Genomic DNA, 23,984 nt, shown 5'->3' on the forward strand with positions numbered 1-23,984 from the left:
CGAGCCTGTCAGCCTTGGCCTGCTCATACGCCTCCGCGGTGACATTGGCGTTCGCGGCCAGGTCGGCGGGCGGCGCGAACCTGCGCTCTTCCTTCGCCAAAGCGGCAACCGACGCACCGCCATTGGCTGCTCCACCGTCCTGTGATGCAGGCATATCTGCTCTCATTCATCTTCGGGGGCTTGCCGCGCCAGGCAGTGACCGCGGTTGTTGGTGCGCCGCGAGGTCTCGCCCCGCATGCCACGCGGTCACACCTGCCATCGCTCGGTCGACGGCCCGCGGTGCGGAGGAAGTTGTCTGCCGCCGCCTGGGCCATGGCGCCCAGCACTTCCCTGCACTTGGTACTTCGGTAAATCTATCCTGTAGTCGAGTTTCGGTCCAGAGTTAGAAGCTCATTGAAGAGTATTTGCAGGTCAGACGGGGTGCGGAGCGCGCGGATGCCGCCACCGGTCGTGTAACGAGAGCGTTACGTGCTGTTGCGCAGCTCTTGGCACTGACGCTCAGTACCGCCATGCTGACCCCCGGCGCGGCCCCTCCTCAGGCGTGAACCGTCTCTGTGCCGATGCCTGTGTGCGCCTGTCGCGGCGGCACCGCGCAGTCCACGCGTGCCAGATCCGCTGTTGTCAATCACCCTTCCGCAGGGCGCCCTTTCCCCTTGCTTCCAGCCGGGCCAGCTACCGGCAGACACTTCCCTGAACGTGATCAGGAGACATCGTGGAACCTCTCAGGTTTTCGTCCTCCAAGGCGAGACCGCCCTTCGCCTCATCACTCCCACCGGAGCGGGACGATCCCGGCCTCGTACAACTGCGGGCGGCCATCGGACATTCACGTCGGCGCTTCATCACCGTCAACGCCTTCGGCTGGGCAGTAGCCGTTGGGGCTCCCACGCTCGCTCGGGTGCCGATGGGCGCGGCCGTCGTGGGTGAACTGACGGTCAGCATCATGATCATCGCGCTGCAGAGCTGTCTTGTGCTCGCATCCTCGATACGTCTGGACCGAGCCCAGGGCCGAGCGTACAAGGCATGGAACGAGGGGCGGGGCGCTGCATCGTCCTCCGCGAGCGGAGCGAGTGGACGATGACGCACATAGCCGAACAGTTCCAGGCTGCCCAGGCGTTGGGCGCCGCACCGCTGGTGGCCTTCCTCCTGGTCGTCTGTCTCTCCGTCCTTCTTTACCTGATGTACGGAGCGGACTCTGAGGGCACCACGGACGTCTACGTGGCCGGCAGATCTCTCCGGCCAGTGGGCAACGCCCTCGCCCTGGCAGGGGACTACATCACGGTCATCACCTTGTTGACCGTCACAGGCTCAATAGCATTGGCCGGGTACGACGGCATGGCCCTGGCTGCCTGCGGCGTCGCAGCCGTGGGAGTGCTCCTGTTGCTCGCGCATCCCCTGCACAACATCGGTGGGTTCACGCTCGGTGCCACATGGAGTGCGCGGTTCCCCGGTGCTGCGGCACGCGTCGCAGGCACAGTAGCGACGTTCTGCTTCTGCCTCCCGCTGACGGTGGTGCAGCTGGTGGTGGCCGGCGCGGCGGTCTCCTATCTCCTGGGTCTGTCCGACATCGGTTCGGCGGCGCGTATCTGCACCGCCTTCATCGGCGTGATCATGATCTGCGCCGCGTCCCTCAGTGGGATGAGGGGCAACACGGTTCTGCAAGTGATCAAGACAGTCCTTTTGCTTCTCGCCATGTCACTGCTCGCCGGTCAGGTCCTGGACGTTTTCGGCTGGGACCCGAACCGCCTTCTCGACGCGGCATCCCGCAACAGCGCCGACCCCGCGCAGTTCTACGAAGGCGGCCTGCTCAACGGTGACGGGCCCGCGGGGGCTCTGTCTCGGCTCTCCACATACATCACCGTGACACTCGGATCCGCGGTAGCCCCTCATATGCTGATGCGGCTCAAAGCCTCCGATCGGGGCGCTTCGGCACGCCGCACCGTCAGATACACCGTGGGCCTGGTCGCCGTCTTCTTCGGACTGACGATCATCCTCGGGCTGGGCGCGACGGCGATCGTGGGGGCCAAGAACATCGTGGCTGCCGACCCGGAGGGTATGGCCACCGTTCCGCTTCTCGCCCTGCAGCTGGCCGCCGACGGATCGGGAGGAGGCGCAATCCTTGCTCTGACGGTGTCCATGGTCTTCCTGACCAGTCTCACGGTCGTGGCCTCCCTGACTCTCTCGTCAGGAGCCGCGCTCGCACACGACATCTGCGCTTATACGGTCGGACGAGAATGGTCGATGGCCGCCGAGATCCGGGCAATGCGGTGGTTCAGCGCGGTCATCGGGGCGCTGGCTGTCATGATCGCGGTCGGCCTGCAGGGGAAGAACATTGCCTTCCTCGCCCACTTCGCCGTTGCGTCCGCAGCCGCTGCCATCTTGCCCACACTCGTCTTTGGTCTCTTCTGGTCGGGTTACACGCGCCTCGGCATGCTCTGGAGTGTTTATGGGGGGCTCAGCTGCTGCGTGGTGCTCCAAGTATTCGGGCCGGCCGTGTCAGGACGAGCAGCTTCCACCTTTCCCGACACCAACTTCGCCTGGTTTCCCTTGGAAACGACGGGCCTGGTGTCTATCCCCGTAGGTTTCCTCCTTGGATGGGCGGCGAGCAGGGCAACAGCATCCCGGACCTCGGCAGCCCGACGCGACTTCAGCCAAATTGCAGAACGCGCTCTGACCGGCTCCGCTGCCACATCCCGAGAGCCGGGGGAGGCATAAGTTCTCAGCCTGGGGCGGCGTATGCCCGGCCCCGCACTGGGCACACGCCCGTTCCAAGGCGGAGTCAACTCTCCCTCTCAGGGGCGGGCACAGAAACGGCTCGCAGGAAGGCTTGCGTGAACGTTTGGAGGGTTTCCTCCCTCGTCGGCAGGTCGGCCGAAGCCACTTGGCTCGTGACGGGACGCAAGAGAAAGTGCAGGAGGATCGGGCTGGTCATCTGCTGCACGAGCAGAAGCGGTGGCAGGTCACGAATACGGCCGGCGGCGACTTCTTCCGTGAGCCATGTCCCAAGTCCGGCCAGCATCCGAGGGGTGACGCTTTGGAACACACTCTGGACGTTCTTGTCACCAGGACGGGCAAAGACCTCTGCGAGGAGGGCAGGCAGAACGCGCGGCTCTCTCTCCAAAGCGTCGGCCAGCAACCGGTGGAACCGGCGAACCATGTCCTGCAAGTCGCCACGCGGCCCGGCCAGGAGGGCTTCGACATCGAGAATGGGGCTGTACCGGTCGAACACGGCGCGCATGAGTTCGTCGCGGCCGCCGAAGGTCACATAAAGGCTCGGCACGGAGCACTCAGCCGTGCTCGCGACCCGTTCGAAGGTCAGTGTCCCCAAGCCCTGCTTGCTGATGATGTCGGCCGCGGCCTCGATGGCACGTTCCCTCACCGGCGGCCTTCCCCCCGGTTCAACACCGGCGGCTCGCAGAGCGTCGTTCAGGGCCTGCCGCGTGCCGCCGAGCCGACGCAGCAGTGTGCTGCGGGACATACCGGCCGCTTTGGCAATGTCGCGCAGAGACACATCCGCTACCGGCACGCTGCGTTCCTCCGCGGCCCGCACAGTGGCTTCGAGAATTTCCTGCGGCACAAGAGCCGGTGACACTTTGCTGGCATCTGGCATAGGCTTCAAGTTACTGTCTACTCGAAATCCGGTCCAGGCTCGTGGAAGGCGTCCCGTCGGGCCCTGCTGTGCCGAATCCTGCTGGCGGGCCGTCCCGGCAAGGCCGCGATCCCGCTTCGCTCCACGCCGCCCGAAAGGACGTCCGCAGGTGCTCGCCGGCCGGCCGCCTCGGCGGCAATGCCGCCTCCTTGCAGGTGTCTCCTAATTTCGCCGCAGCAGCGTGCGAGACGCGGCACGCACCCGTGTGACCGTTGCGAACGGCATGCCCCGGTCTCTGGCTGGACGAGAAGGGAACGTGTTTTCGCCCCGCCGGTCAGTGAGCCGGGAGTGACTGCTCGGCCCAGATCGTCTTTCCTGAGTGGCCGTAGCGACTGCCCCACCGGCTGCTGAGCTGCGCGATGAGAAAGAGACCTCGTCCTCCCTCGTCGGTGCTGCGTGCTCGGCGCAACCTTGGCTGGGTGTTGCTCGGGTCGGTCACCTCGCAGATGAGCCCGACGTCGTAGATCAGTCGCAGGCCGACGGGGCCGCCCGCATAGCGGATGGCGTTGGTGACGAGTTCGCTGACAATGAGCTCGGTGGTAAAGGCGGCTTCCTCCAGTCCCCAGGCGGCGAGTTGGCGGGCGGTTGCGCTCCGGGCATCGGCAACCGCTGCCGGATCGGCTGGGAACATCCAGTGAGCCGTGGCCCCTGGCTTCAGCGCATGGATGCGAGCAAGGAGCAGGGCGATGTCGTCCCGCGGCGGCGGTTCGGCGACTCCGGCGAGAAGTCCGAAGCTCAGCGCCTCCAGGGGCTGGGCAGGGCAGTCCAGCTCGGCGAGGCGGCCGGCAAGGTACTGGGCGGCTGTGTCCACGTCCGGTCCGCACCGTTCGAGCAGACCGTCGGTAAAGAGGGCAAGCACGCTGCCGGGGGGAAGGTCGATGGTGGTGGTCTCAAAGGGCAGCCCGCCGACGCCCAAGGGCGGGCCGGGTGAAAGCGGCACCGGGGTGGCAGAACCGTCTGTTCCGACGACGATGGGCTGCGGATGGCCTGCGGTGGCCAGCGTGCACTGCCCGGCAATCGGGTCGTGGACCGCGACAAGACAGGTGGCTCCCACTGTGTCGCGGTGCTCGGGTTCGGCCTCGGCGGCGAGGCGGGTGACCAGGCCGTCCAGGTGCGTCAGCAGCTCGTCGGGCGTCAACTCCAGGTCGGCAAGGGTTTGCACGGCGCTGCGCAGCCTGCCCATGGTGGCGGTGGCGTGCAGGCCGTGCCCTGTGACGTCACCGACGACGAAGGCGGTCCGAAGCGAGGGCAGAGGGATGACGTCGTACCAGTCACCGCCGATTTCCGCGCCCCCTCCGGCCGGCAGGTAGCTTCCCCTGCTCTCCACTGTGGTGGTGACCGTGCGGGTGCGGGGCAGCAGGCGTTGTTGCAATTTGACAGCCGTGCGGTGCTCCCGGGTATAGCGGCGGGCGTTGTCTACGCTCACTGCCGCATGTGAGGCGATACCGGTGAGTAGTTCGGCGTCCTCCGCACTGAACGGTTCCTGCTGTTCGGTGCGCCAAACCGCGACGACGCCCAGGAGCAGGCCACGGGCGTGCAACGGAGCCACGGCGAAGGAGTGACCGTCTTCGGGGACCGTCTGCGGGGCAAGGTTCGCCTCGCGGTGCCGAGCGATGACGGCGCGCCGGTCGAGGATCGCAGCCTTGCCCGCTTCCAGATCCCGGATGAAAGGGGCATCGAGCAGCGCAGGGACCGCTTCTCCGACCTGGACCAGTGCTTGTGGCCAGGAGCCGGACGCCGAGGCCACGGCTACCCGGCGCACATGCGGATCCTGCCCGCCGAAGCCTTTGGCAGGCTCGTCTCCCTGGAGTACGGCTTCTGCAAGATTTACCCAGGCCAGGTCACCGAAGGCCGGCACGAGGATATCCGCAAGATCCTGGGCGGTGCGTACGACATCGAGGGAGCGGCCGGTGTTCTGGGAGGCCAGCTGTCTCAGCTCCTGCCTGCGGCGCGCTTCCCAGTGCTCCGTAGCATCGGTGAGAAAGGTGGCCACGCCCATGGCGCGCCCCTGAGCATCGTCCAGCCGGACAGACGTCGCAGACAACGACCACTGCTGGGCGGGTTCTGTGGACGACCGTACCCGCTCTTCCCGTGCGACCAGGGGGACACCTGTCTCGATGACTTGCCGCATGGCGGCGTCCGCCTTCTCTCCATGCCGCGCGGACAGTGCTTGGTCGAGGCGGGAGCCCACCGGGAAGGTCGGGCCTTCAAAGAGATCGGCCGTGATGTTGCTCCGTACGATGGTCAGCCCCAAGTCCTGGATGAGCACTCCGATCTTGTCCTGTGCATACAGTGCATGTAGGAGGGCGGTTCCCTGCTCCCAATCGGCCGTGCGCTCAATAGGGGCCGCCATGATGAGGACGTCGGTGGAGTCCTCGAGGTCCACAATGTGGAAGGCCACCGGAACCGTGGTTCCGGATCCGTGTCGCAGCACGGTGCGACCCGAGCTGGGGAAGTGACCAGTGCACGGCCCCACGGCCCCACGGCCCCGCCTGGGTCCGTCGGCTTCGCGAGCAGTTGCGTCACGGACCTGCCGCAGACCTCCGCGCCACTACGCCCCGCAAGTTCGGCAGCTGGGCGCGACCACCGCAGCACGACACCGTCGGCGTTGATCAGGGCAGTGGCCACCTCTCCGAAGAGGGAGGGCCTACCGGCTTCATGACTGCCAGAGGAGTTCATCCACTTCACCACCGTTAGACGCGCCCCGCCCGGCATCCCCTTTGCACCAGTATGAACGCCGAAATGCTTGAATAGTCCGTTTTGCTTGGCTGTGGTTCCGTGAGGGTGTTCGAGCGCAGCTTTCGTCGGCCCGGCTCCCAGCTGTCTCATCGATACGGTCAGCTGTCCGCGACGGGTGCCGAACCTCCCGGTGTTGAAGGAAAGCGTGAGGGCCAGCGTGCGACGGCAGCACGGCCGGCTCGGGTGGCGGACCGCTTGCCCACTCAAGTGGAGAGCGGGTCCACGAGGCCCTGCGGGCGCCAGTGTGGGGTGAGCTGCGCGGCGGCGAGCCGTTTGTGGATCCGATCCAGATCCGGATGTCTGCACCACCCCTGCGGAGGGGCAGATGAAGCGCCGCGCGGCTTCGGCCCGCCCCGCGCCCAGGGGCGGGCCACCGGGTTCACGCCTGCTTGACGGGGAGCAGCAGGTGCGAGGCGCGCTCGCCACCGGTGTGGATGATGTGCTGTCCGCTGTTGGCGGGGGTGTACTCGCGGATTCCGGGCATCATCGTACCCAGCAGTGACCGGCCGCTGATGACGAGGCGCAACTGCTCGCCGGGGTAGAACGTAAGCCCGATGGGGAGCAGGTCGATCTCAACGTCGACGACCTCGCCGCAGGAGAGCTTCTCGGCGCGGTCGAAGGTGTGGACCGGGATGTCCTCGGTCGAGAGCTTGTCGTCCAAGTGGCGCAGCGAGACGCGCAGACGTCCGTCCGTTCCCTTGTACCGCAGGATCGAGCCGCCGCGTTCAGTGACGTCGTGGACCCGCGCGCTCTGGTTGGGCACGGTGAACTGCTGCAAGGGCGTGCCGTACACGTCGAGTTTCTGGACGAGGAGGAACAGGTCCATGTCGTTCGCGCCGTCCGCTTCGACCCACAGGTGCGCTTTCGGGTACCCGACGAGCACGGTCTCCTTTTCGAAGCGCGTCACGAACGACACCTCGTCCGGGTTGGAACCGATGGTGTAGTCGGCCGTCGCCCCGTCGGTGGGCGCTGCCGTGCCCAGGGTCCGGGAGCGGCCGTCGAGGTAGTACTTCACCGGTGTGACGTCTGCCGGCGGGAACTGGTCCGCGGGGATGTTGACCTGGTCGCCGCCCTGGAGGTCGAGGAGGGAGTAGCGCACGCGGGGCGTCTGCTCCCATCCGTTGTCCTCGCCCTTGAGGAAGTGGTCGAAGAAGCGGCGCAGGTCCTCGACGTTGGCCTCGTCGTAGTAGTCGGGCCACTCCTGGGTGTTGTGGATGCGCAGCCACTTGTCCTCGGACGCGATCCGGCGCCAGGCGCGGAAGGTGCCGGCTGTGTGGAGCGTGTTGGAGTAGCTCGCGACCACGTACGCGGGCACGTTGATCTTGTCGAACTGGGGGATCTTGTTCTCCCACAGGTCGTTCATCAGCGGATAGCGGTCGGCTTCCGCGATGATGTCTTCCTTGCGGCCCTTGCCCCAGAAGCTGTAGTCCCGCAGCTGCTGGGCGAACCCGTGATCAGGCATGCCGCCGCGCAGCACCAGGTCGCGGTAGACGTCGCTCACGCCTTCCCACGGGTTGATCGCCGCCAGGTGGGGCGGCTGTTCGGCCGCGGTGAACCACTGGGAGACGGCGAGGTAGGACGTGCCGCTCATGGCGACCTTGCCCGTGCACCACTCCTGGACGCCCAGCCATTCGATCAGGTCATGGCAGTCCCGGCCCTCCTGCCGGTCCCACAGGACGCTGTCGCCTTCACAGTTGGCCACACCCCGGATGTCCGGGTTGCAGATGGCGTACCCCTGAGCACACCAGTAGGCGGGGTCTGGGCCTTCGAACTTTGAGAGTCCGGACACGATGCCGTTGTCCAGGCCGACCAGGTTGAACACGCCCATGACGCTGGCGGACGTGCCCTGGCCTTTGCCGTACGGGCTCCATGCCACGATGACCGGCACCCGCTCTTCCCCGGCGGGACGGAAAACGTCGACGTAGATCGTGACGCCGTCACGCAGCGTAACGGGTACGTCCTTGTCCAGCACGATGTCGACGGGCAGCGGCTTGAACGGCGGAGCGATCTGGAAGCCCGCCTCCAGTGTCCGGGTCGCGGGCTCGAAGTCGCTGAGGACTCCGTACCTGGCGCCGGGCTCCAGGGGGCGAGACGGCATGAACACCTTCTGGACGTCACTCATGGTGAGCTCCTTGCTCTCTCCGTCTGCGGACGCGCTCTGCAAACAAGGCGAGCGTACGACTGTGAATCCTTTAAATCAACAGCGGTTGATATTCGACCCGGGAGGTAGTTTCAGGGCATGACCGCGCACACGAATCCGGCTTCTCCCACGCGCCGTGGACGCCGACCGGGGACGAACACGACCCGCCAGGCGATACTCACCGCGGCCCGCGCCCGGTTCGCAGCCGACGGGTTCACAGCGACCACCATCCGGCGGGTTGCGGCCGACGCCGGCGTCGATGCGGCGCTGGTGATGCAGTTCTTCCGGTCCAAGGGCGAACTGTTCGCCGCCGTGATGGCCATTCCCGCGGATGCCCTGGAGCGGTTCAGCGCCGCTTTTCAGGGGACGGACGACCACCTGGGCGAGCGTGTAGTCCGCGCCTTCCTCGAGGTGTGGGAAGAAGATGCCAGGAGCTCCGAACCGCTCATGGCGATGCTCCGGGGAGCCATCGTCAACGATCAGGCGAATGGGCAGCTGCGCGAGTTCCTCCAGGAACGGCTCCTCGTCGACGCCCTCTCGTCGCGCACCGTCGACAACGCCACCCTCCGGGCAGGAATTGTGTCTTCGATGCTGGTCGGGCTCGTGGTGGGACGTGACGTCGTGGGTGTCCCGGTGCTCACCGAGGCGGAACGCGAGACACTCATCGCGCTCGTCGGGCCTGCCGTGCAGAGCGTGCTGGCCCCCACGCCGCCGGCCACCGACGACGAGGGGTTGGGCCGATGACGGCAATTGACGGCCGCATCTACGTGGAAGGGCGCCGCACCGTCTGCCCGCCCGATCTTCAGGACGCCGCCGACCGCCTGGAGCAGTCAGGGGGCGTCGCCTGGATCGGGCTGATGGATCCCGGCCCGAAGGACCTGGAGACCGCCGCGGTCCGGTTCGGCCTGCACCCACTGGCCCTCGAAGACGCGTACAAGGGGCATCAGCGAGCGAAGCTGGAGCGGTACGGCGACACGGTCTTCGTCGTGCTGCGACCCGCCTCCTACGACGACCGGAACGAGCACGTGGACATCGGTGAGGTTCACCTGTTCGTCGGCCCTCAGTTCGTCATCACCGTCCGGCACAGCGCCGTCGACCTGTCCGTGGCCCGCGACGCGCTCGAAGCCGAGCCGGAGTTCCTCAGCACGGGCCCGGAAGCCATGCTCACGGCATTCCTCGACGTCATCGTCGACGGCTACGCCCCCGTCGTCGCCGGGCTGGTGAACGACATCGACGAGGTCGAGGACAGCCTGTTCGGCGCGAGCGGCGTCGACCCGTCGCTGTCGGAACGGATCTACAAACTGCTCGCCCAGGTCATCACACTCCAGCGCGCGATCGACCCCCTCCCCGACATGGTCCAAGGACTACTGCGGGGCGCCGGCCGGTACGGCACCGGCGACGAGGTGCAAAACCGGCTGCGCAACGTCCTTGACCACACCATCCGCGTGACGGAACGCGTCGACGGATCCCGGGCCCTGCTTGAGAACGCCCTGACCGTTCACTCCACGCTGGTGACGATGGAGCAGAACGAGGCCATGCGGCGTATGTCGAGTGCAAGCCTTGCCCAGGGCGAGGAGAGCCGTCGCCTCGCGGAGGAGACCATCGAACAGGGCGAGCAGGTGAAGAAGATCTCGTCGTGGGCAGCGATCTTGTTCACCCCCACTTTGGTCGCCTCGATCTACGGCATGAACTTCGACCACATGCCGGAGCTGCACTGGACCTGGGGCTACCCGTTGGCCGTCATGCTCATGGCCGGCTTCGGTATCGGGCTGTGGGGCGTCTTCAAATGGCGTCGCTGGCTCTGAGCGACCCCGAGCCGGCCGCGGAGTCCTGTGACGCCGGCCGGCTCAGCCGTCGATGGGTCGCCGAGGGTCGGGGGCGAGAAGGTAGGCCATCGCCATGTCACTGAGCTCGTCGGCGTACTGCCGCTGAGCCGACACACCTGCGACGGGATCGGGGCGCACGGAGTTGTGGAAGCAGGCTCCGAGCACGGCGCGGGCCACCACGTCCAGGGCCGCTTCCGGGTCGGAGCGCCGGATCTCGCGGGCGTGAGGGATCGCCGCCGCAAGGAGGCGGCGGTGGATCTCGGCGATGGTCCGTGCCCCACGCTCCCCTCCAGCACCCGCCCGCGCGCGGAGCAACTCGGGGAAGAGGTTGCTGCTGTCGGCGAAGGACTGCAGCAGGGAATGCGCATAGGCATCCATCACGCCGGCGAGTGACGGCTCGGCCTTGGCCAGCTGGTCGGCCACGTACTCCTCACGCCGCTCCAGCATCCGCTCCGTCAGAGCGGTGATCAGCTGCTCCTTGTCCTCGAAGCGGCGGTAGATCGTGCCGACCGAGACACCGGCGGCTTTCGCTACGCCGGTCATCGTCATCTCCTCCAGGCCGACTGAGGAGGCGATCTCCTCGGCCGCCACAAGGATGCGCGCCAGTGTCGCGGCACTGCGCGCCTGCCTGGGCTCCCGGTAGCGGGCTGGGCGAACCGGCTCATCAGTCATGACGCGCATGCTAGCGACGATGCTGTCGACAGGATCTTTTGACAAGGGACGCACTCCTCTGCCTACTCTAAAAAGCGAACGTGAACTCACATTCGCATATTTTGGAGAGTGGGCATGACCGCCGATCAGACCTCGCCGCCCGTAACCGTCACACTCGTCTCTGGTCCCACCGGCCCCGGCAGCATCGACGACTTCGAGCTGTTCTACGCGCGCCGCGCCCTTCACCGCTTCCGCACGAAGCTGGGACGCCAAGGCCTGCTCGACCTGCTGGCCGACGACATCGAGGAGGGCAACGCCTTCCTGCGAAGGAGCGCCCATGCCTCCGAGGGGAGCTTCAAGGCCGCCACGACCGTACTCGCGGCGCAGGGCCTGACCTCGGGCGAATTCCTTGCCTGGATGGACAGGGCCTTCGCCGGCAACGAGGACGCCCTCCTCGCCGGCCACCCCGAGCACTACGTGATGGCTCCCGAAGCCAACGGCTCGTTCAACGTCGTGGAGAACCTCGGCCCCTACGTCTGTTCCTTCTACATGGGCGGCTGGGGAACCGACGCGATGGCCTGGGCCGCAGACGCCGACGAGCTGCTCCCGGAGGCGGAATTTCCGCACAAGATCTCCTCGAACCTCTTCCTGGCCGACGGCACCGTTGTCGGGCGGGCACTGGTCCAGTTCGGCGACACCACGGACGGATGCACCGCGAACCTGACGGTCTACTTCCCCGTCACCTGCCCGGACGAGGTTGTGGAGCACCACCTGCGCCACTACGCCGTCGAGTTCAGGAACTGGATCATCGCCGCTGCGGCAGCCGCACCTCAGCAGTGACGGCAGACATCGCCGCCGGCTGACTTCGTCAGTTCGGCGGCGATGCGGGCACGGCGCCGGGTGAAGGGCCGCTACGGCGGCCCCGGCTTTCGGCGCCGGGCATCCGCCTCCTCAGCCCAGCCGAGCCTCTTCACCCGTGCGGCATCAAACACCAAAGGATCTTCGTGACTCAGCACTCCAGCCAACCGCGTACGGGACGCAAACTGACCCTCGTCGTCCTCGGCCTGGCGGCCCTCATAACCACGATGCTGTGCGCTTTCGCGCTGCCCTCACTCAATAGCGGCCCCCACCACGTGCCCGTGGGCGTCACCGGTTCTCCACAGGCGGTAGACGCCCTCCAGAAGAACCTCGACGGTCCCGAGTGGGAGGTCCGCCTCTACAAGACGTCCGACGCCATCGAGTCCGCCGTCAAAAAGGGCGACATCTCAGGTGGTATCGCGGTCACTTCTCTCACGGCGTCGACACCTATACCGCCACCGCTGGTGGCCCCTCAGCCACCAGCGCCCTCACCTCGCTGGGCGACGGCGTTGCCGCTCAGAACAAGGCGCAGGCCACCGTCCACGACCTGGTGCCGTTCACCGAGGACGACCCTCGAGGTGCCGGACTGACCGCAGCGCTCATGCCCATGATCTTCGGTGGGATCTTCCCCGCCCTCATACTCGGCAGCGCCTTCCCCGGCCATCGTGGGCTGCGGATCCGTCTGGCAGGAGCCGCGCAGTTCTCCATCGTGGCGGGCGCCGCCATCACCGCCGTCCTTCAATTCGGCACGCACTCGATCGACGGCAACTACGGACTGACTACCCTCGGTGTCATCCTCGGCATGACCGCGCTGTCCACGACCCTACTCGGCCTGCAGGCACTGCTCGGCATCGCAGGCTTCGGCCTCGGCAGCGCCCTCATGATGCTGCTCGGCAACCCCCTCTCAGGCCTGGCCACCGGACCGCACTGGCTTCCTGGCGGATGGGCCACCATCGGCCAGCTGCTGCCCCCGGGCGCCTCTGGCAGTCTCCTGCGTGCAAACGCCTTCTTCGACGGGACAGACGCCGGCTTCCCCGCCCTGGTCCTGACGATCTGGGCCGTATTCGGATGCGCTCTCACCCTCATCGCCGACCGACGCGGCAAGCGCACCCCGGCGCACCGCTCTAAGATCGTCGCCACCTCCCACCACAGCGCTGTTGCCCCCTCGCAATCCGAAACCGTCACCCCATGACAGCGCGGTATCGGTAGCACTCGCTTCCCACTGGCGGGCTACTACAGACGCGACCGGCGAGGCTTCGGCTGCTTTCTTGCCGCCAATGCGCGCACGCCCGCCGCAACCGCTAGAAGCTGATCGCCATCGCGCGAGTGTCGTCCGTCGACGACACCGTCCCGCTGGCCGAGGGCCAAGTCGGCGAACGGACCGCGGAAAGTTGCGCCGCGATCGAGCGGGCCTGTCCGGCGATAGGCTGCGAGTTTGTGCACGCCGGGGAGCCCCCTCCGGTGCTGATGGCGAACCTGCGGTGGTTGGCTCGCTACCGGCCCCGTGGTGCACGGCACGGACGCTGAGTCTGGCTTTGGGATGACGGACTTGGTCGTCGCTGCGTCAGCATGGCGGCTCCTCCTGCATATGGGTTTGCCTGGCCGCCGGCCGGTGGCCAGGGCTGCCGGTTCTCGGGGGATCGTGATCGACGTTACGGCTGCAACCTACAACTGGTGGCCGGCATATGACGATTCATCATGGTAGGTCCCGAAGATGGGATCCCACTCGGTGACGGTGTACTCGGTGACCAGCCCTTCGCTCATGAAGGGGTCCTGGGCGAGCACCCCCTCGGCCTCTTCCCGGCTGGACGCTTTGAGGATCAGCATTGCTGTCTTGACGGGCGTTCCGATGAAGGGGCCCGACGCTTTGAGGGTGCCGTTCTCCAGAAGGGCGAGCAGGTAGTCGACGTGGGCGGCGACATGCTGCTGCCATTTCTCCTCGTCGGGATGGGTATAGGTGACGACGTAGAAAGCCATGGTGGTTGGTCTCATTCGTTTTGTGTGCGGCTGAACGGATTTGGCGGCGGTTGCCACCCGTTGGTCACTGGGTGTGGAAGGCGAGGCGGTGAAGTCCCTTGCGGTCGTAGAGGAAGGTCACGGCCACGCCGACGGCCAAGGCCAGGGCGCTTCCTGTCGCGATCATCGTCCAGCCGCGGGCGAGTCCGGCGTCGGCCTGGGCGTCGAAGTAGAGGATTGAGCGGACGCCGTCGCTGAGCTGGCGCATGGGCTCGAAGTGGGACAGGAAGCGGTAGAAGGAGGGGAGGGCCTCCAGGGGGACCGTGGCGCCCGAGGAGGGCAGGGCCAAGACGAAGAAGATGAACATGCTCACCAGCTGTCCCAGTCCCCCGAAGGCGGCGTTGACGGCCTGGACGCCGAGCGCGACAGCTGCTGTGGCGCAGAAGGAGAAGGCGTAGAGCATCGGCAGGTGGGAGGCGTCCATGTCGAGCACCGCCGTGGTAGCGAACAGGACCAGAGCCGAGGTCAGCGCCGCCAAGGCAGTGGACATTGCGCTCTTGAGAGCGAAGATCCGCAGTCGGCTCATGGGCACTGCGGGCCTGCGGGTGTGCCAGGGCCCAATCTCGGTGTCGGCGTAACCCAGCGTGGTGTCCACACCGTTGCTGATGATGTTCGCGCCGAGGAAGCCGGTGAGGATGAGGAGCAGGGTGTAGTAGAAGGCGCTGAGTCCAAGCCCTGAGCGTTCCCCGATGGGGTGGCCCGGCTGGGTCTTCACAGCGATGGGATCTGCGATGAGCAGGAGCGCGGCGTTGCCCGCCCGTGTGTGGCTGGCGGGGGTTGCCGCCGTGAGTGTTTTGCCGAGCTTGAGTGATGCGCGGGCGGCTGCCTGCTGGGCCGTGGTCGTGGCGAGCGAGGAGGCCATGCTGCCGGCGCCGGGGTTGGTGAGGACCGTCATGCCGGGGCGGTGGGGCGTTGAGGTCCCGGTGTCACCCAGTGCGGTGACTGATGCGGTGAAGTCGCGTGGGATCAGCAGGACGCTGTATAGCTTGCCCGAGGCCAGCTGCGCTCGCGCGTCTTCTTCCGTCAGCTGATGCCAGGCGATCTTTTCGTCGGGGTCAGGGGCGCTGGTGACGGCGGAGGCAATTTCTGCGCCCAGGTTCTGTTCGTGCCCGCCGATCCTTGCTCCTTGGTCGGCATTGACCACGCCGACAGGAAGGTGGCGGAGGTCTGCGCGGGGGTTGAGGATGCCGCCCATGTACAGCAAAGGCAGCAGCAGGGCCACCGTGGCGATGATGACCGTAGGTGATATCCAGATCCGGGGGTTGCGCAGCATCTGGGAGATCCGGGCCTGGCCATGGTGGTGATGCTGGGAGGACATGGTGCTCCTGTGTTGTGACGCAGCGCTGGGTGAGTACCGGGTATTGCCCGCCACCGGGATGCCGCGCCGCACAGGGTGTCGACGTGGTTCGCCTGCGGGCTCGCTGCCTCAGCTGCTGGTCTGGCTCGCGCGAGGGAGGTACAAGGTCAGCGTGCCGCGTAGGCACCGTCGACCAGGTGGTAGCTCCCGTGGATGTAGGAGGCGCGGTCGGACAGGAGGAAGGCGGTCAGTTCGGCCACCTCTTCGGGACGGCCCAGGCGCCCAGCCGGATGCAGGGCGATCAGGGCCTGCTTCTGCTCGGGCTCGGCGGCATCGAGCAGCGGGGTGTCGATGAAGCCGGGACCGGCGGCATTGATCCGTACGCCGTGCGCGGCGTACTCCAGGGCAGCCGTCTTTGTTAGACCCACGACACCGTGCTTGGCGCTGGCGTAGGCGGCAGAGCCCGCGAACCCGTTGGTGCCAAGGATCGAGGTCATGTTGACGATCGCTCCGCCGCCCGCGGCGAGCATGGCAGGGATCTCGTGCCGCATGGAGTAGAAGACGCCGTCGAGGTTGGTTGCGAGGACGCGGCGCCATCCGTCGATGGGGTAGTCGCCGGTCGGCGCGGTGGGTCCACTGATGCCGGCGTTGTTGACCGCGAGTTGCAGGGAGCCTAGTTCCTCGACCGTGCGCGCGATGGCCTCGTGTACGGACCGCTCGTCGGTGACGTCCACGCGGACTGCGATGGCACGGGTGCCCTGGGCCTCGAACTCGGCGGCGGCCTTCTCGGCGCCTTCCGTATTGAAGTCGGCGATGGCCAGGGATGCGCCACCTGCTGCCAGACGGCGGGCGACGGCCAGGCCGATACCGGAAGCGCCGCCGGTGATGAAAGCGGTCTTGCGGGCGAATTCCTTGGTGTAGTCGGTGGTGCTCATGTGTGGTTCCTTGTTTGCTGGAAGGTCAGTCCTGGCCGTGGTGCAGCTCGTCGAGGACAGCGGTGAACGCGCACTCGACCAGTTCGGGTAGGTCGTGGTCGGTGCTGTGGACCCAGGCTCGGGTGGCGGTGAACAACGCGGCCACGCCAATGCCGGCAGCGGCGGAGGGGCGCATGTTCCGGTCGGGATCGAGGCCCAGGCGTTTGGAGATGACGGCGATGGACCGCTCCTCCGCCTCCACGCTCAGGCGGCGGAAGACGGCGGTCAGTGTGGGCTCATCGGCTATGAGCCTGAGCAGCGAGCGCACTCCGGGCCGGCGGTGCCAGGCCGGCTCGGTCTCGTCGCGCAGCCACTCTCGGACGGCTTCCCGGTAGGCCTGCACCGGCGTTTCGGACGGGGGACGGCTGTCGAGCGCGTCGTTGATGCGCTCGAAATCGGCTCGCAGGCCGTCTAGGACCGCCTCTTCCTTGGAGCCGAAATAGCGGCTGAAGGTACGGCGGGAGACGTCGGTGAGCTCGGTGATGTCTTCGACCGCCACCGCTTCCAGGCCGTGTTGCAGCACGAGTTCGAGTGCGGCCTGGGACATGGATTCGCGTGTGCGCTGCGCTTTGCGCATCCGGCGGCCGCCGCCGGGGATCTCGTTGACCATGCCCTCACGCTAGCATTTTTGTCCCGCCGAGACAATTGTCCCGGAGGGACAAAAGGAGGAGGGTGTCATGAGCCCGCCTCGTCACCCGATGGTGGCGAGGCGGCGAGGCGGACGGTGTAAAGGGGGCTGGGGCGGATTCCCGGTCAGGACAGGTGGCGAAGCCGGGTTTCGAGGGTCGATGCGCAGGCGCGGAGGGTCTCGTTGAGCTCGTCCGCTCGCTCGCCGGTGAGGATGTCGCTCAGATCGGTACTGATCTTGCTGATCTCCCTGGTCATCCCGCTGAGGGCGGTCTGACCCTCAGGGGTGAGCATGAGGGAGATCGCCCGTTCGCTCTCCGGATGCGGGCTGCGGGCGATCAGCCCACGCTCTTCCAGATTGGTGACGATTCGGGCCATGGTTTGCGGCCGCACGTGGCAACGTCGGGCCAGCTGGGCCAGGGAGAGTTCGGGACGGTCGGCCAGGACCCGTAGGGCCGCGTATCCGGACAGGGTCATGTTCCAAGCTCGCAGGCGCTGGTTCTGGAGCCGGACCACTGCCCGCTCCAGCCGGAAGACGGCGTCCATCAGCAGGCTGGTGCTGTCCAGATGGCCCGCAGCTGCGGCACTGGCGGGAGTGGCTGTTGCGCGAGAGCTGTCGGGCATGGGCTCCACCCTAAAAGATCGGCGTGGGCGCAAGGAGCGTCGGAGCTAGTTCTCGTAGTTGGCGCAGACCTCCAGGGTCGGCGCGGTTGCCGAGAGGGTGAATGGCGACGTGATCGGCGCCGGCATCAATATGGGCGCGAAGGCGCGCGGTGACGGTTTCGACGTCACCCCAAGCGACCAGGGAATCCACCAGGCGGTCGCTGCCCTCACCGGCCACGTCGGCGTCAGTGAAGCCGAGCGCGCGCAGGTGGTTGACGTAGTGGGTCAGCCCCAGCCGTGACTGGACGTGGCGGCGGGCCTTGCGTCGGGCGGCCGTTGGGTCGGACTCGATGAGCACGGCCTGTTCGGGAGCGAGCAGAGGGTCGGGGCCGAGAGTCTGGCGGGCTGCAGCGGTGTGTTCAGGGGTGACGAAGAACGAGTGCATGCCCACGCTCTCGTCACGGGCGAGTTCCTGCATGCGCGAGCGCAGCGCACCCAGGACTACGGGGACGGGTTCGTCGAGCTGCGGGCCGGCATGCCATGTCTCGGCCATGGACTTGAGGTACGTGCGCATCGCGGACAGGGGTTTGCCGTAGGGGCGCCCAATGAGTTCCAGGGCTGCAGCGTGGCTGGCTCCGATGCCCAGGAGGTAGCGGTAAGGGTAGGCGTCGGCGAGGGTGACGGCGGCCGCATGCATGGCCGAGGGGTCACGCAGCCAGATGTTGGCGATGCCGGTGGCCACCGTGATGCGGCGCGTGGCCGCCAGCAAAAGTCCAGCATGGGTGAACGCTTCGCGGCCGCCGGGAGATTCACCAATCCATATCGCGCCGTAACCCAGCTCCTCAACCTGGGCGGCGGCCGACCGTACTTGGTCCGCAGGAGTCTGGTCGAACGAACCCCACCACACGCCGAAGTGGTTGATGCGTTCGCTGATGGCTCGCGCCGGATGTCTCGGACTGTTCACGAGTGCCTTCCCAAAAGCGGTGCGGCCACCTTGATCAACGCCGCGTAGGTGTCATCGGAGACCTCCACGGTGCCGTCACGGCGGCGGCGGCCGCGCTCAGCGGCGGAGCGGTCGAAAGGGACTCGCACCGGCCTGCCCTCATCGGTGGGTCGGGTGGCGCGGACGTGGTCGGCATACCGAGCCGCCCTGTGACGGAAGTCGTCGGCGTCGGTCAGCAGGCCTGGATCCATGACAACCAGCATGAAGCCGCAGTCCGCCACTCCTTGTGGCGCCGTGGCGGCTCCGCAGGCCATGCCCAGCAGCTGCACCACCAGAGCCAGGCCGGATCCCTTGTGGCCGCCCCAGACGGTGAACGCGCCGCCGAACAGTGCGGCGACCGGATCCTGAGTGGGGTGCCCGTTGGGATCGAAGGCCGTTTCAGGGTCGAGGAGGCGACCCTCGCGATGGCGAAGCAGCACTTCACCCAGCATCACGCTGGACGTGCCGATGTCCCAGATCACCGGCGTACCGGTGGTAGGGAATCCGAATGCGAGCGGGTTGGTCCCAAACCGCGCTTCGGTGCCCCCATGCGGGGCGACGATATGGGCGCCGCTGCCGGCGGCCATGCCGATGAAGCCGGCTTCAGTCACCTGCTCCAAGTAGTACGAGAACATTCCTGTGTACCAGGTGTTGCGAGCTCCAACCACCGCCAGACCACCTGCGCGGGCCTTGGTGATCGCCAGGTCGGTGGCCCGCTGGGCGACGAGGTAGCCGACCTGGTCGCCGCCGTCGATCGCCGCCGATACCGCGCTCTCGCGCTCGATGCGCAGCTCTTGGCGCGCGGTGGCGGTGGCCTGGATGCGCTCGATGACGGAGACCGCGCGGGAGAGCCCGCCGAACCCCAGACCACGCAGCTCACAGTCGATCAGGTGGTCGGCGATGACCGCCGCTTCTGCGTCGCTGTGGCCGACGCCGACCATGGCCGCACGGGCCAGAGCCGTTGCCTGGCCAAGAGAGAGGATCACGTCACCACACCCCACTTTGATACCAGCATGCTGGCATTAGAACAGCACGCTGCCGATCTCGCCAGTGGCACGGCTCACTCTTGACGCGATTCTCAGCATGCTGCTTTATTGGCAGCATGCTGATGAATCAGGTCGTGGGCGACCCTCCAGACGTCCTGCCCGAAGCGTTCCGTGACTTCTTCCAGGGACTTCCGGCCGCAGCAACCGTGGTCACCGCCTCGTGGGCGGGACGCCCGCACGCCACCACGGTCAGCGCATTCTGCAGCCTCTCCCTTGACCCGCCGCTGGTACTGATCGCCCTGGGCATCGACTCGCGTCTGCTGGGTGTCGTACGCCGCAGCGAGCGTTTTGCAGTTCACCTCCTCGACCACACCCGGCACCACGTGGCGGCAGTGTGCGCTTCGAAGAGCGACGACAAGCTCGCCCAGCTCGACTGGGAGGAGAACGACGGCCTGCCGGTCATCCGCGAGGCGGCGGGCTGGATGGCCTGTGACGTGGACCGCGTGGTGCCGGCCGGCGATCACGACATCGTCATCGGCCGCCCCCGCAGCGTGCATGCCCCGAGCAACGACAATCCGCTGCTGTACTACCGGCGCCAGTTCCGCCGCCTCGACGCCGCCGCGGTCTGACCGCCTTCCAGATCAGGAGAGCGCCTCATGGTGCAGATCTTCACCACTGACAACCCCCTCCACCCCGGTGAGTCACAGCTGTCCGACCTCGTCGCCCGAGCCCATACCTTCGAGTCCTCCCAGGCGGTGGACGCGGTCCTGGTTGGCTACTCCTCCACCTGGCCGCACAACCACGTCACCGCCCCCTTCGTCTACGCCTCCACTCAACGACTCTCGCTGATCGTCGCTCACCGCCCCGGCGTGATGGCACCGACCGCTGCGGCCCGGTACTTCTCCACCCTCAACGCCCTGTCAGGAGGGCGCCTGGCGGTGAACATTGTGGTCGGCGGCGCCGACAAGGACCTGCGCCGTGAAGGCGACGGACTGCCCAAAGCCGCCCGCTACGAGCGGGCCATCGAATACCTCGACGTGATGAAGCGGGCCTGGAGCGAACAGGAGCCGTTCGACCACCACGGCACCTACTTCGACGCCGAACGCGTCCGCCACGACCTGCGTCCCGACAGCGGCCACATCCCCGTCTTCATGGGCGGCGACAGCGACGACGCCGTGCAGTTCGGCGCCACGCACGCCGACCGCTACATGCTCTGGGGAGAACCACTGGCAGGCACCCGCGAACGCATCGAACGCGTCACCCAGGCCGCCGCCGCCCATGGCCGCAAGCCCTCCTTCTCCCTGTCCCTGCGCCTCTTCGTCGCCGACACCGACGAGGAAGCCTGGCGCCAGGCCCACGAGGCCGAACAGACCATCAAGGAAGCCACCGGCAGCCGCCAGATCATCCGCTCCGCCAGCACGGACACCTCCACCGGCCGCGAACGCCAGCTTGCCTACACCGGCACCGACATACACGACGACTGCTTCTGGTCCGGACTGGTCGGCCTGCTCGGCGGCTTCGCCAACTCCGCCGCCCTCGTCGGCACCCCCGACCGCGTCCTACGCGCACTGGCCGCCTACCGCGACGTGGGCGTCGACGCCTTCCTGCTCACCGGTGGCGTCTACGGCATCTGGGAACCCGCACTGGAAGACTTCGCCGCTCGCGTCAAACGCGAACTGTGAAGGGCCGGACAGCCCCCGGCCCCGCAGCCCGTTCCTCTCTGCTTTTGTGTGGCACCCGTACATGAATGGTGGAACCCGTGAGCAGCACATCCAACCTGCGTGACCTGGGCGGCGGCACCATTGGCGGCCTGCTGGCCGCCCGCGCCGCAGCCGCCCCCGGCAACCTAGCGCTGATCTTCAAGGACCAGCAGTTCACCTACCGCGACATCGACCAGCAGGCCACCGAGGTCGCAGCCGGTCTGCTGGCCCTGGGCCTGCAGCCCGGCGATGCGGCGGCCTCCTTCCTGAGCAACCGTCCCGAATGTCTCAGCAGCTGGATCGGCACCACCCGCGCGGGCATGCTCCAGGTCCCCGTCAACACGGCCTACAAGGGCGCCTTCCTCCAGCAACAGCTAACCCACAGCGGCGCCAAGGCAGTCATCACCGAAGCCGCCCTGGCCGACGCGCTGTGGACGGTGGGGGAGTGGCCACAGGCAGTCAATACGGTGATCTTCCTCGACGGCATTCCCGACACCGTCCCGGACACCGGACTGCACCTGCTGCCCTGGCAAGACCTCCTCGCGCTCGGACAGAGCCCGGCCATCCTCCCCGAGGTTGGCCCCGCCAGCGCCTGCTCGATCGCCTACACCTCTGGCACCACCGGCCACAGCAAGGGCGTCGTCAGCCCTCATCTCGCTGCCGTGACCATGGCCCGCGAGGCCGCCGTGGCCTTCGACCTCACCCCCCGTGACCGGGTCTACTCCTGCCTGCCGATGTTCCACGGCGCCGCCGCGGTCGCCTCCGGTCTGGCCGCCCTCTACGCCGGCGCCGCCTTCGTCCTGTCACCCCGCTTCTCGGCCAGCGGCTTCTGGGACGAGATCCGCGCCAGCGGCGCCACCCAGTTCAACGCTCTCGGTCCCCTCCTGCCCATCCTCCTCGCCCAGCCGCCCACAGCAGCCGACCGCGACCACGCCGTCACCAGGGTCTTCGCCGCACCGGCCCCGCCGGAAGTCCTCTACCCCTTCGAGGAGCGCTTCGGCGTACACATCATCGAGGGCTACGGCCAGACGGAAATCAAAAACGTCCTCTACAACCCCCGTCACGGCCGCAAGGTCGGTTCTCTCGGTAAGCCAACCGCCTCCTCGATCATCGAAATCCACGACGACCAAGGCACCCCCCTGCCGGCCAACACAGTCGGTGAAATCGTCTACCGGCCAAGGCAAGCCGACATCATGCTCACCCAGTACCTCGACGACCCGGCCGCCACCTTGCAGGGCATGACGGGCTTGTGGTGGCACACCGGTGACCTCGGCTACCAGGACCAAGACGGCTTCTTCTACTTCGTCGACCGCAAAAAGGACGCCCTGCGCCGCAGAGGCGAGAACATCTCCTCACAGGACCTGGAAGCAGTTCTTCTGACGTTCCCCGGCATCAACGACGCCGCCGCCATCGCCGTGCATTCCGAACTCGGCGAGGACGAGGTGCTTGCCGTCCTCGATGTCACCGACCCCGACAACTTCGACCTACAGGCCTTGTACCGGCACTGCGACACCGCTCTGCCTCGGTTCATGGTTCCGCGCTACTACCGGCTCACCACCAGCCTGCCCCGGACCCCCACCGGCAAGATCCGCAAAGTCACTTTGCGCCAAGACGGCCTGACCGAAGACACCTTCGACGCACAAGCCGCCGGCCTCTCTCCCACCCGTCAGATCTGAGAAGCGCCGTTCCTCCTGGCATCCTCAGCCCCATCAGGGAAAGTTGCAGATGGCTTCCGTGCGCATTCGCGACATCGCCCCCCGACTCGCCTTCCAAACCCATCTGACTCCAACCACGCAAAAGATCCAACTCGTCGAACGGCTCATCGCCGCCGGGCTCCCTGCCATCGAGGTCTCCTCCTTCGTCAACCCCGACCTCGTCCCCGGCCTCGCCGACGCGGAGAAAGTCTTCGCAGCCATCCCTCGTTCCGACCAGGTCAGCCTCGAAGCCTGCGTCGCTGGACCCGGCGGCCTGCGCCGCGCAATCAACGCGGGCGCGGATCGGGCATGGTTCCTGCTGTCAGTCGACGAGGACTTCTCCCGCATGAACACCGGCCGCACCATCGAAGAATCCCTGACCGTACTCGCCGACCTGCGGCAGATAGCCGACGGCAGCGGCACTCACCTGGGCACCTACCTCATCGCCGCCTTCGGCGGGCCAGCCGGACCACCCCGCGGCCCCCACGACATCCGCCCCCTACTCGACCGGCTAACCGACATAGGCATACACGACTGGATCCTGGCCGACTCCTGCGGCTACGCAGCGCCACAACACATCACTACCATGATCCAGTCCGTCGCCCCCCGGGTCGGGGGCCCGCACAACCTCACCGTTCAAGTCCACGACAGCCGCGGAATGGGCGTAGCAGACGTGGCCGAGCTCGCCCGCCTCGAGATCGGCACCATCGACTGCGCTCTCGCCGGCTCGGGCGGCCATCCTGCCGCTCCTCAGGCGCGCGTCGGCGGGGTCTGCACCGAGGACGTTGTACACATGCTCCACCTAACCGGCATCGATACCGGCATTAACCTGCCCGCTCTCATTGAGACCGCCACCTGGCTCGACACCCTCCTGGGCGTGACCGGCCCTGGCTACACCCGGCATGTCGGGCCCGTACCCGCCCGTAGGGCCGACACTACCCCGCACCCCGCCGTCATCTGGGCATGACCTGTACGGACAGAGTGAGGCATGACCCCTTCGGTACGGGTTACTGTCCCGCCCCCGGCCCGGGCACCAGTAACAACCTAGGAGTGCACACGACCTCCCCCGCCGCGACCAGACCGACATCGGCAGCACCCTTCCGGCTGAGGCGGAGAACCACGCCTGTGGAAAGGCCAACTGGCTTTCTTCACGAGAGCCCGGCGCTATCAGCTGTGTGGTGTGCTCCTTATCTGGTCGCCGGCAACCGCTGCCACAGGTCCACAGAAGTTGTGCCAGAGCCAATT

At 67.0% G+C, this 23,984-nt stretch carries 20 protein-coding genes; 9 read left to right on the plus strand and 11 right to left on the minus strand.

The genetic code is table 11. The features are described from left to right. Positions 1–1,074 precede the first annotated feature (1,074 nt). Positions 1,075–2,712: a sodium:solute symporter family transporter gene (locus AC069T_RS20495; protein WP_478784103.1), complete on the plus strand. Its 1,638-nt coding sequence runs from the start codon at positions 1,075–1,077 to the stop codon at positions 2,710–2,712. A gap of 64 nt (positions 2,713–2,776) precedes the next feature. Here AC069T_RS20495 and AC069T_RS20500 read toward each other — a convergent pair whose 3' ends face one another. The 3 genes from AC069T_RS20500 to AC069T_RS20510 all read right to left on the minus strand — a co-directional run bounded on the left by AC069T_RS20500 (position 2,777) and on the right by AC069T_RS20510 (position 8,507). Then, positions 2,777–3,607 carry a TetR/AcrR family transcriptional regulator gene (locus AC069T_RS20500; RefSeq protein ID WP_478784104.1) on the minus strand — a complete coding sequence of 277 codons (831 nt, stop codon included), beginning with the start codon at positions 3,605–3,607 and terminating at the stop codon, positions 2,777–2,779. Positions 3,608–3,920: 313 nt separating this feature from the next. Continuing rightward, positions 3,921–6,047 carry a SpoIIE family protein phosphatase gene (locus AC069T_RS20505; RefSeq protein ID WP_478784105.1) on the minus strand — a complete coding sequence of 709 codons (2,127 nt, stop codon included), beginning with the start codon at positions 6,045–6,047 and terminating at the stop codon, positions 3,921–3,923. A 717-nt stretch (positions 6,048–6,764) separates the two neighbouring features. Next, a complete protein-coding gene (locus AC069T_RS20510; protein ID WP_478784106.1) occupies positions 6,765–8,507 on the minus strand; it encodes a CocE/NonD family hydrolase in 1,743 nt (580 codons plus the stop codon). 117 nt (positions 8,508–8,624) lie between these two features. On the opposite strand from AC069T_RS20510, the gene AC069T_RS20515 reads away from it, so the two are divergent. Both AC069T_RS20515 and AC069T_RS20520 read left to right on the plus strand, forming a co-directional pair. Beyond that, complete coding sequence (locus AC069T_RS20515; protein ID WP_478784107.1) at positions 8,625–9,269, plus strand: TetR/AcrR family transcriptional regulator; 645 nt, start codon at positions 8,625–8,627, stop codon at positions 9,267–9,269. Continuing rightward, positions 9,266–10,330 carry a magnesium and cobalt transport protein CorA gene (locus tag AC069T_RS20520; protein WP_478784108.1) on the plus strand — a complete coding sequence of 355 codons (1,065 nt, stop codon included), beginning with the start codon at positions 9,266–9,268 and terminating at the stop codon, positions 10,328–10,330. Before AC069T_RS20515 ends, AC069T_RS20520 begins: the two co-directional genes overlap by 4 nt. Positions 10,331–10,372: 42 nt before the next feature. On the opposite strand, the gene AC069T_RS20525 is transcribed toward AC069T_RS20520, so the two are convergent. After that, positions 10,373–11,023 (minus strand): TetR/AcrR family transcriptional regulator, encoded by a 651-nt coding sequence (locus AC069T_RS20525; protein ID WP_478784109.1) that lies wholly within the window; start codon positions 11,021–11,023, stop codon positions 10,373–10,375. A gap of 114 nt (positions 11,024–11,137) precedes the next feature. On the opposite strand from AC069T_RS20525, the gene AC069T_RS20530 reads away from it, so the two are divergent. Both AC069T_RS20530 and AC069T_RS20535 read left to right on the plus strand, forming a co-directional pair. Then, positions 11,138–11,842, plus strand: a complete 705-nt coding sequence (locus AC069T_RS20530) for a hypothetical protein (RefSeq protein ID WP_478784110.1) — start codon at positions 11,138–11,140, stop codon at positions 11,840–11,842. Between the two features lie 619 nt (positions 11,843–12,461). Then, entirely contained in the window at positions 12,462–13,052 is a 591-nt protein-coding gene (locus AC069T_RS20535; RefSeq protein WP_478784111.1) for a hypothetical protein, read from the plus strand. 473 nt (positions 13,053–13,525) lie between these two features. On the opposite strand, the gene AC069T_RS20540 is transcribed toward AC069T_RS20535, so the two are convergent. The 7 genes from AC069T_RS20540 to AC069T_RS20570 form a co-directional block, all read right to left on the minus strand. Continuing rightward, positions 13,526–13,837, minus strand: a complete 312-nt coding sequence (locus AC069T_RS20540) for a YciI family protein (RefSeq protein WP_478784112.1) — start codon at positions 13,835–13,837, stop codon at positions 13,526–13,528. 64 nt (positions 13,838–13,901) lie between these two features. Beyond that, complete coding sequence (locus AC069T_RS20545) at positions 13,902–15,194, minus strand: YhgE/Pip domain-containing protein (protein ID WP_478784113.1); 1,293 nt, start codon at positions 15,192–15,194, stop codon at positions 13,902–13,904. A gap of 146 nt (positions 15,195–15,340) precedes the next feature. Next, the gene (locus AC069T_RS20550) at positions 15,341–16,108 is read right to left on the minus strand and encodes an SDR family NAD(P)-dependent oxidoreductase (protein WP_478784114.1); all 768 of its coding nucleotides are present in this window, start codon (positions 16,106–16,108) and stop codon (positions 15,341–15,343) included. A gap of 25 nt (positions 16,109–16,133) precedes the next feature. Continuing rightward, a complete protein-coding gene (locus AC069T_RS20555; protein WP_478784115.1) occupies positions 16,134–16,757 on the minus strand; it encodes an acyl-CoA-like ligand-binding transcription factor in 624 nt (207 codons plus the stop codon). A gap of 143 nt (positions 16,758–16,900) precedes the next feature. Next, positions 16,901–17,398 (minus strand): MarR family winged helix-turn-helix transcriptional regulator, encoded by a 498-nt coding sequence (locus AC069T_RS20560; RefSeq protein WP_478784116.1) that lies wholly within the window; start codon positions 17,396–17,398, stop codon positions 16,901–16,903. Positions 17,399–17,408: 10 nt separating this feature from the next. After that, positions 17,409–18,341 (minus strand): TIGR03620 family F420-dependent LLM class oxidoreductase, encoded by a 933-nt coding sequence (locus AC069T_RS20565; RefSeq protein WP_478784117.1) that lies wholly within the window; start codon positions 18,339–18,341, stop codon positions 17,409–17,411. Then, positions 18,338–19,345, minus strand: a complete 1,008-nt coding sequence (locus tag AC069T_RS20570) for an Ldh family oxidoreductase (RefSeq protein ID WP_478784118.1) — start codon at positions 19,343–19,345, stop codon at positions 18,338–18,340. Before AC069T_RS20570 ends, AC069T_RS20565 begins: the two co-directional genes overlap by 4 nt. Before the next feature lie 116 nt (positions 19,346–19,461). Between AC069T_RS20570 and AC069T_RS20575 the strand changes: the two genes are divergently transcribed. The 4 genes from AC069T_RS20575 to AC069T_RS20590 all read left to right on the plus strand — a co-directional run bounded on the left by AC069T_RS20575 (position 19,462) and on the right by AC069T_RS20590 (position 23,706). Next, positions 19,462–19,974, plus strand: coding sequence for a flavin reductase family protein (locus tag AC069T_RS20575; protein WP_478784119.1), 513 nt, complete (start codon positions 19,462–19,464; stop codon positions 19,972–19,974). Positions 19,975–20,001: 27 nt separating this feature from the next. Continuing rightward, on the plus strand, positions 20,002–21,027 hold the full coding sequence (locus AC069T_RS20580; RefSeq protein ID WP_478784120.1) for an LLM class flavin-dependent oxidoreductase: 1,026 nt from the start codon (positions 20,002–20,004) through the stop codon (positions 21,025–21,027). A gap of 77 nt (positions 21,028–21,104) precedes the next feature. Continuing rightward, a complete protein-coding gene (locus tag AC069T_RS20585; RefSeq protein ID WP_478784121.1) occupies positions 21,105–22,721 on the plus strand; it encodes an AMP-binding protein in 1,617 nt (538 codons plus the stop codon). 49 nt (positions 22,722–22,770) lie between these two features. Then, on the plus strand, positions 22,771–23,706 hold the full coding sequence (locus AC069T_RS20590; RefSeq protein WP_478784122.1) for a beta/alpha barrel domain-containing protein: 936 nt from the start codon (positions 22,771–22,773) through the stop codon (positions 23,704–23,706). The last annotated feature ends 278 nt before the right edge of the window (positions 23,707–23,984 follow it).

This window comes from Streptomyces sp. NPDC043867 (assembly GCF_056435845.1).

Bases quoted from the DNA above. Each gene is read 5' to 3' on its own strand.
- AC069T_RS20495 (WP_478784103.1), top strand. From the start codon at position 1,075: ATGACGCACATAGCCGAACAGTTCCAGGCTGCCCAGGCGTTGGGCGCC.
- AC069T_RS20500 (WP_478784104.1), bottom strand. From the start codon at position 3,607: ATGCCAGATGCCAGCAAAGTGTCACCGGCTCTTGTGCCGCAGGAAATT.
- AC069T_RS20510 (WP_478784106.1), bottom strand. From the start codon at position 8,507: ATGAGTGACGTCCAGAAGGTGTTCATGCCGTCTCGCCCCCTGGAGCCC.
- AC069T_RS20515 (WP_478784107.1), top strand. From the start codon at position 8,625: ATGACCGCGCACACGAATCCGGCTTCTCCCACGCGCCGTGGACGCCGA.
- AC069T_RS20520 (WP_478784108.1), top strand. From the start codon at position 9,266: ATGACGGCAATTGACGGCCGCATCTACGTGGAAGGGCGCCGCACCGTC.
- AC069T_RS20525 (WP_478784109.1), bottom strand. From the start codon at position 11,023: ATGACTGATGAGCCGGTTCGCCCAGCCCGCTACCGGGAGCCCAGGCAG.
- AC069T_RS20530 (WP_478784110.1), top strand. From the start codon at position 11,138: ATGACCGCCGATCAGACCTCGCCGCCCGTAACCGTCACACTCGTCTCT.
- AC069T_RS20535 (WP_478784111.1), top strand. From the start codon at position 12,462: ATGCCCATGATCTTCGGTGGGATCTTCCCCGCCCTCATACTCGGCAGC.
- AC069T_RS20540 (WP_478784112.1), bottom strand. From the start codon at position 13,837: ATGGCTTTCTACGTCGTCACCTATACCCATCCCGACGAGGAGAAATGG.
- AC069T_RS20545 (WP_478784113.1), bottom strand. From the start codon at position 15,194: ATGTCCTCCCAGCATCACCACCATGGCCAGGCCCGGATCTCCCAGATG.
- AC069T_RS20550 (WP_478784114.1), bottom strand. From the start codon at position 16,108: ATGAGCACCACCGACTACACCAAGGAATTCGCCCGCAAGACCGCTTTC.
- AC069T_RS20555 (WP_478784115.1), bottom strand. From the start codon at position 16,757: ATGGTCAACGAGATCCCCGGCGGCGGCCGCCGGATGCGCAAAGCGCAG.
- AC069T_RS20560 (WP_478784116.1), bottom strand. From the start codon at position 17,398: ATGCCCGACAGCTCTCGCGCAACAGCCACTCCCGCCAGTGCCGCAGCT.
- AC069T_RS20575 (WP_478784119.1), top strand. From the start codon at position 19,462: ATGCTGATGAATCAGGTCGTGGGCGACCCTCCAGACGTCCTGCCCGAA.
- AC069T_RS20580 (WP_478784120.1), top strand. From the start codon at position 20,002: ATGGTGCAGATCTTCACCACTGACAACCCCCTCCACCCCGGTGAGTCA.
- AC069T_RS20590 (WP_478784122.1), top strand. From the start codon at position 22,771: ATGGCTTCCGTGCGCATTCGCGACATCGCCCCCCGACTCGCCTTCCAA.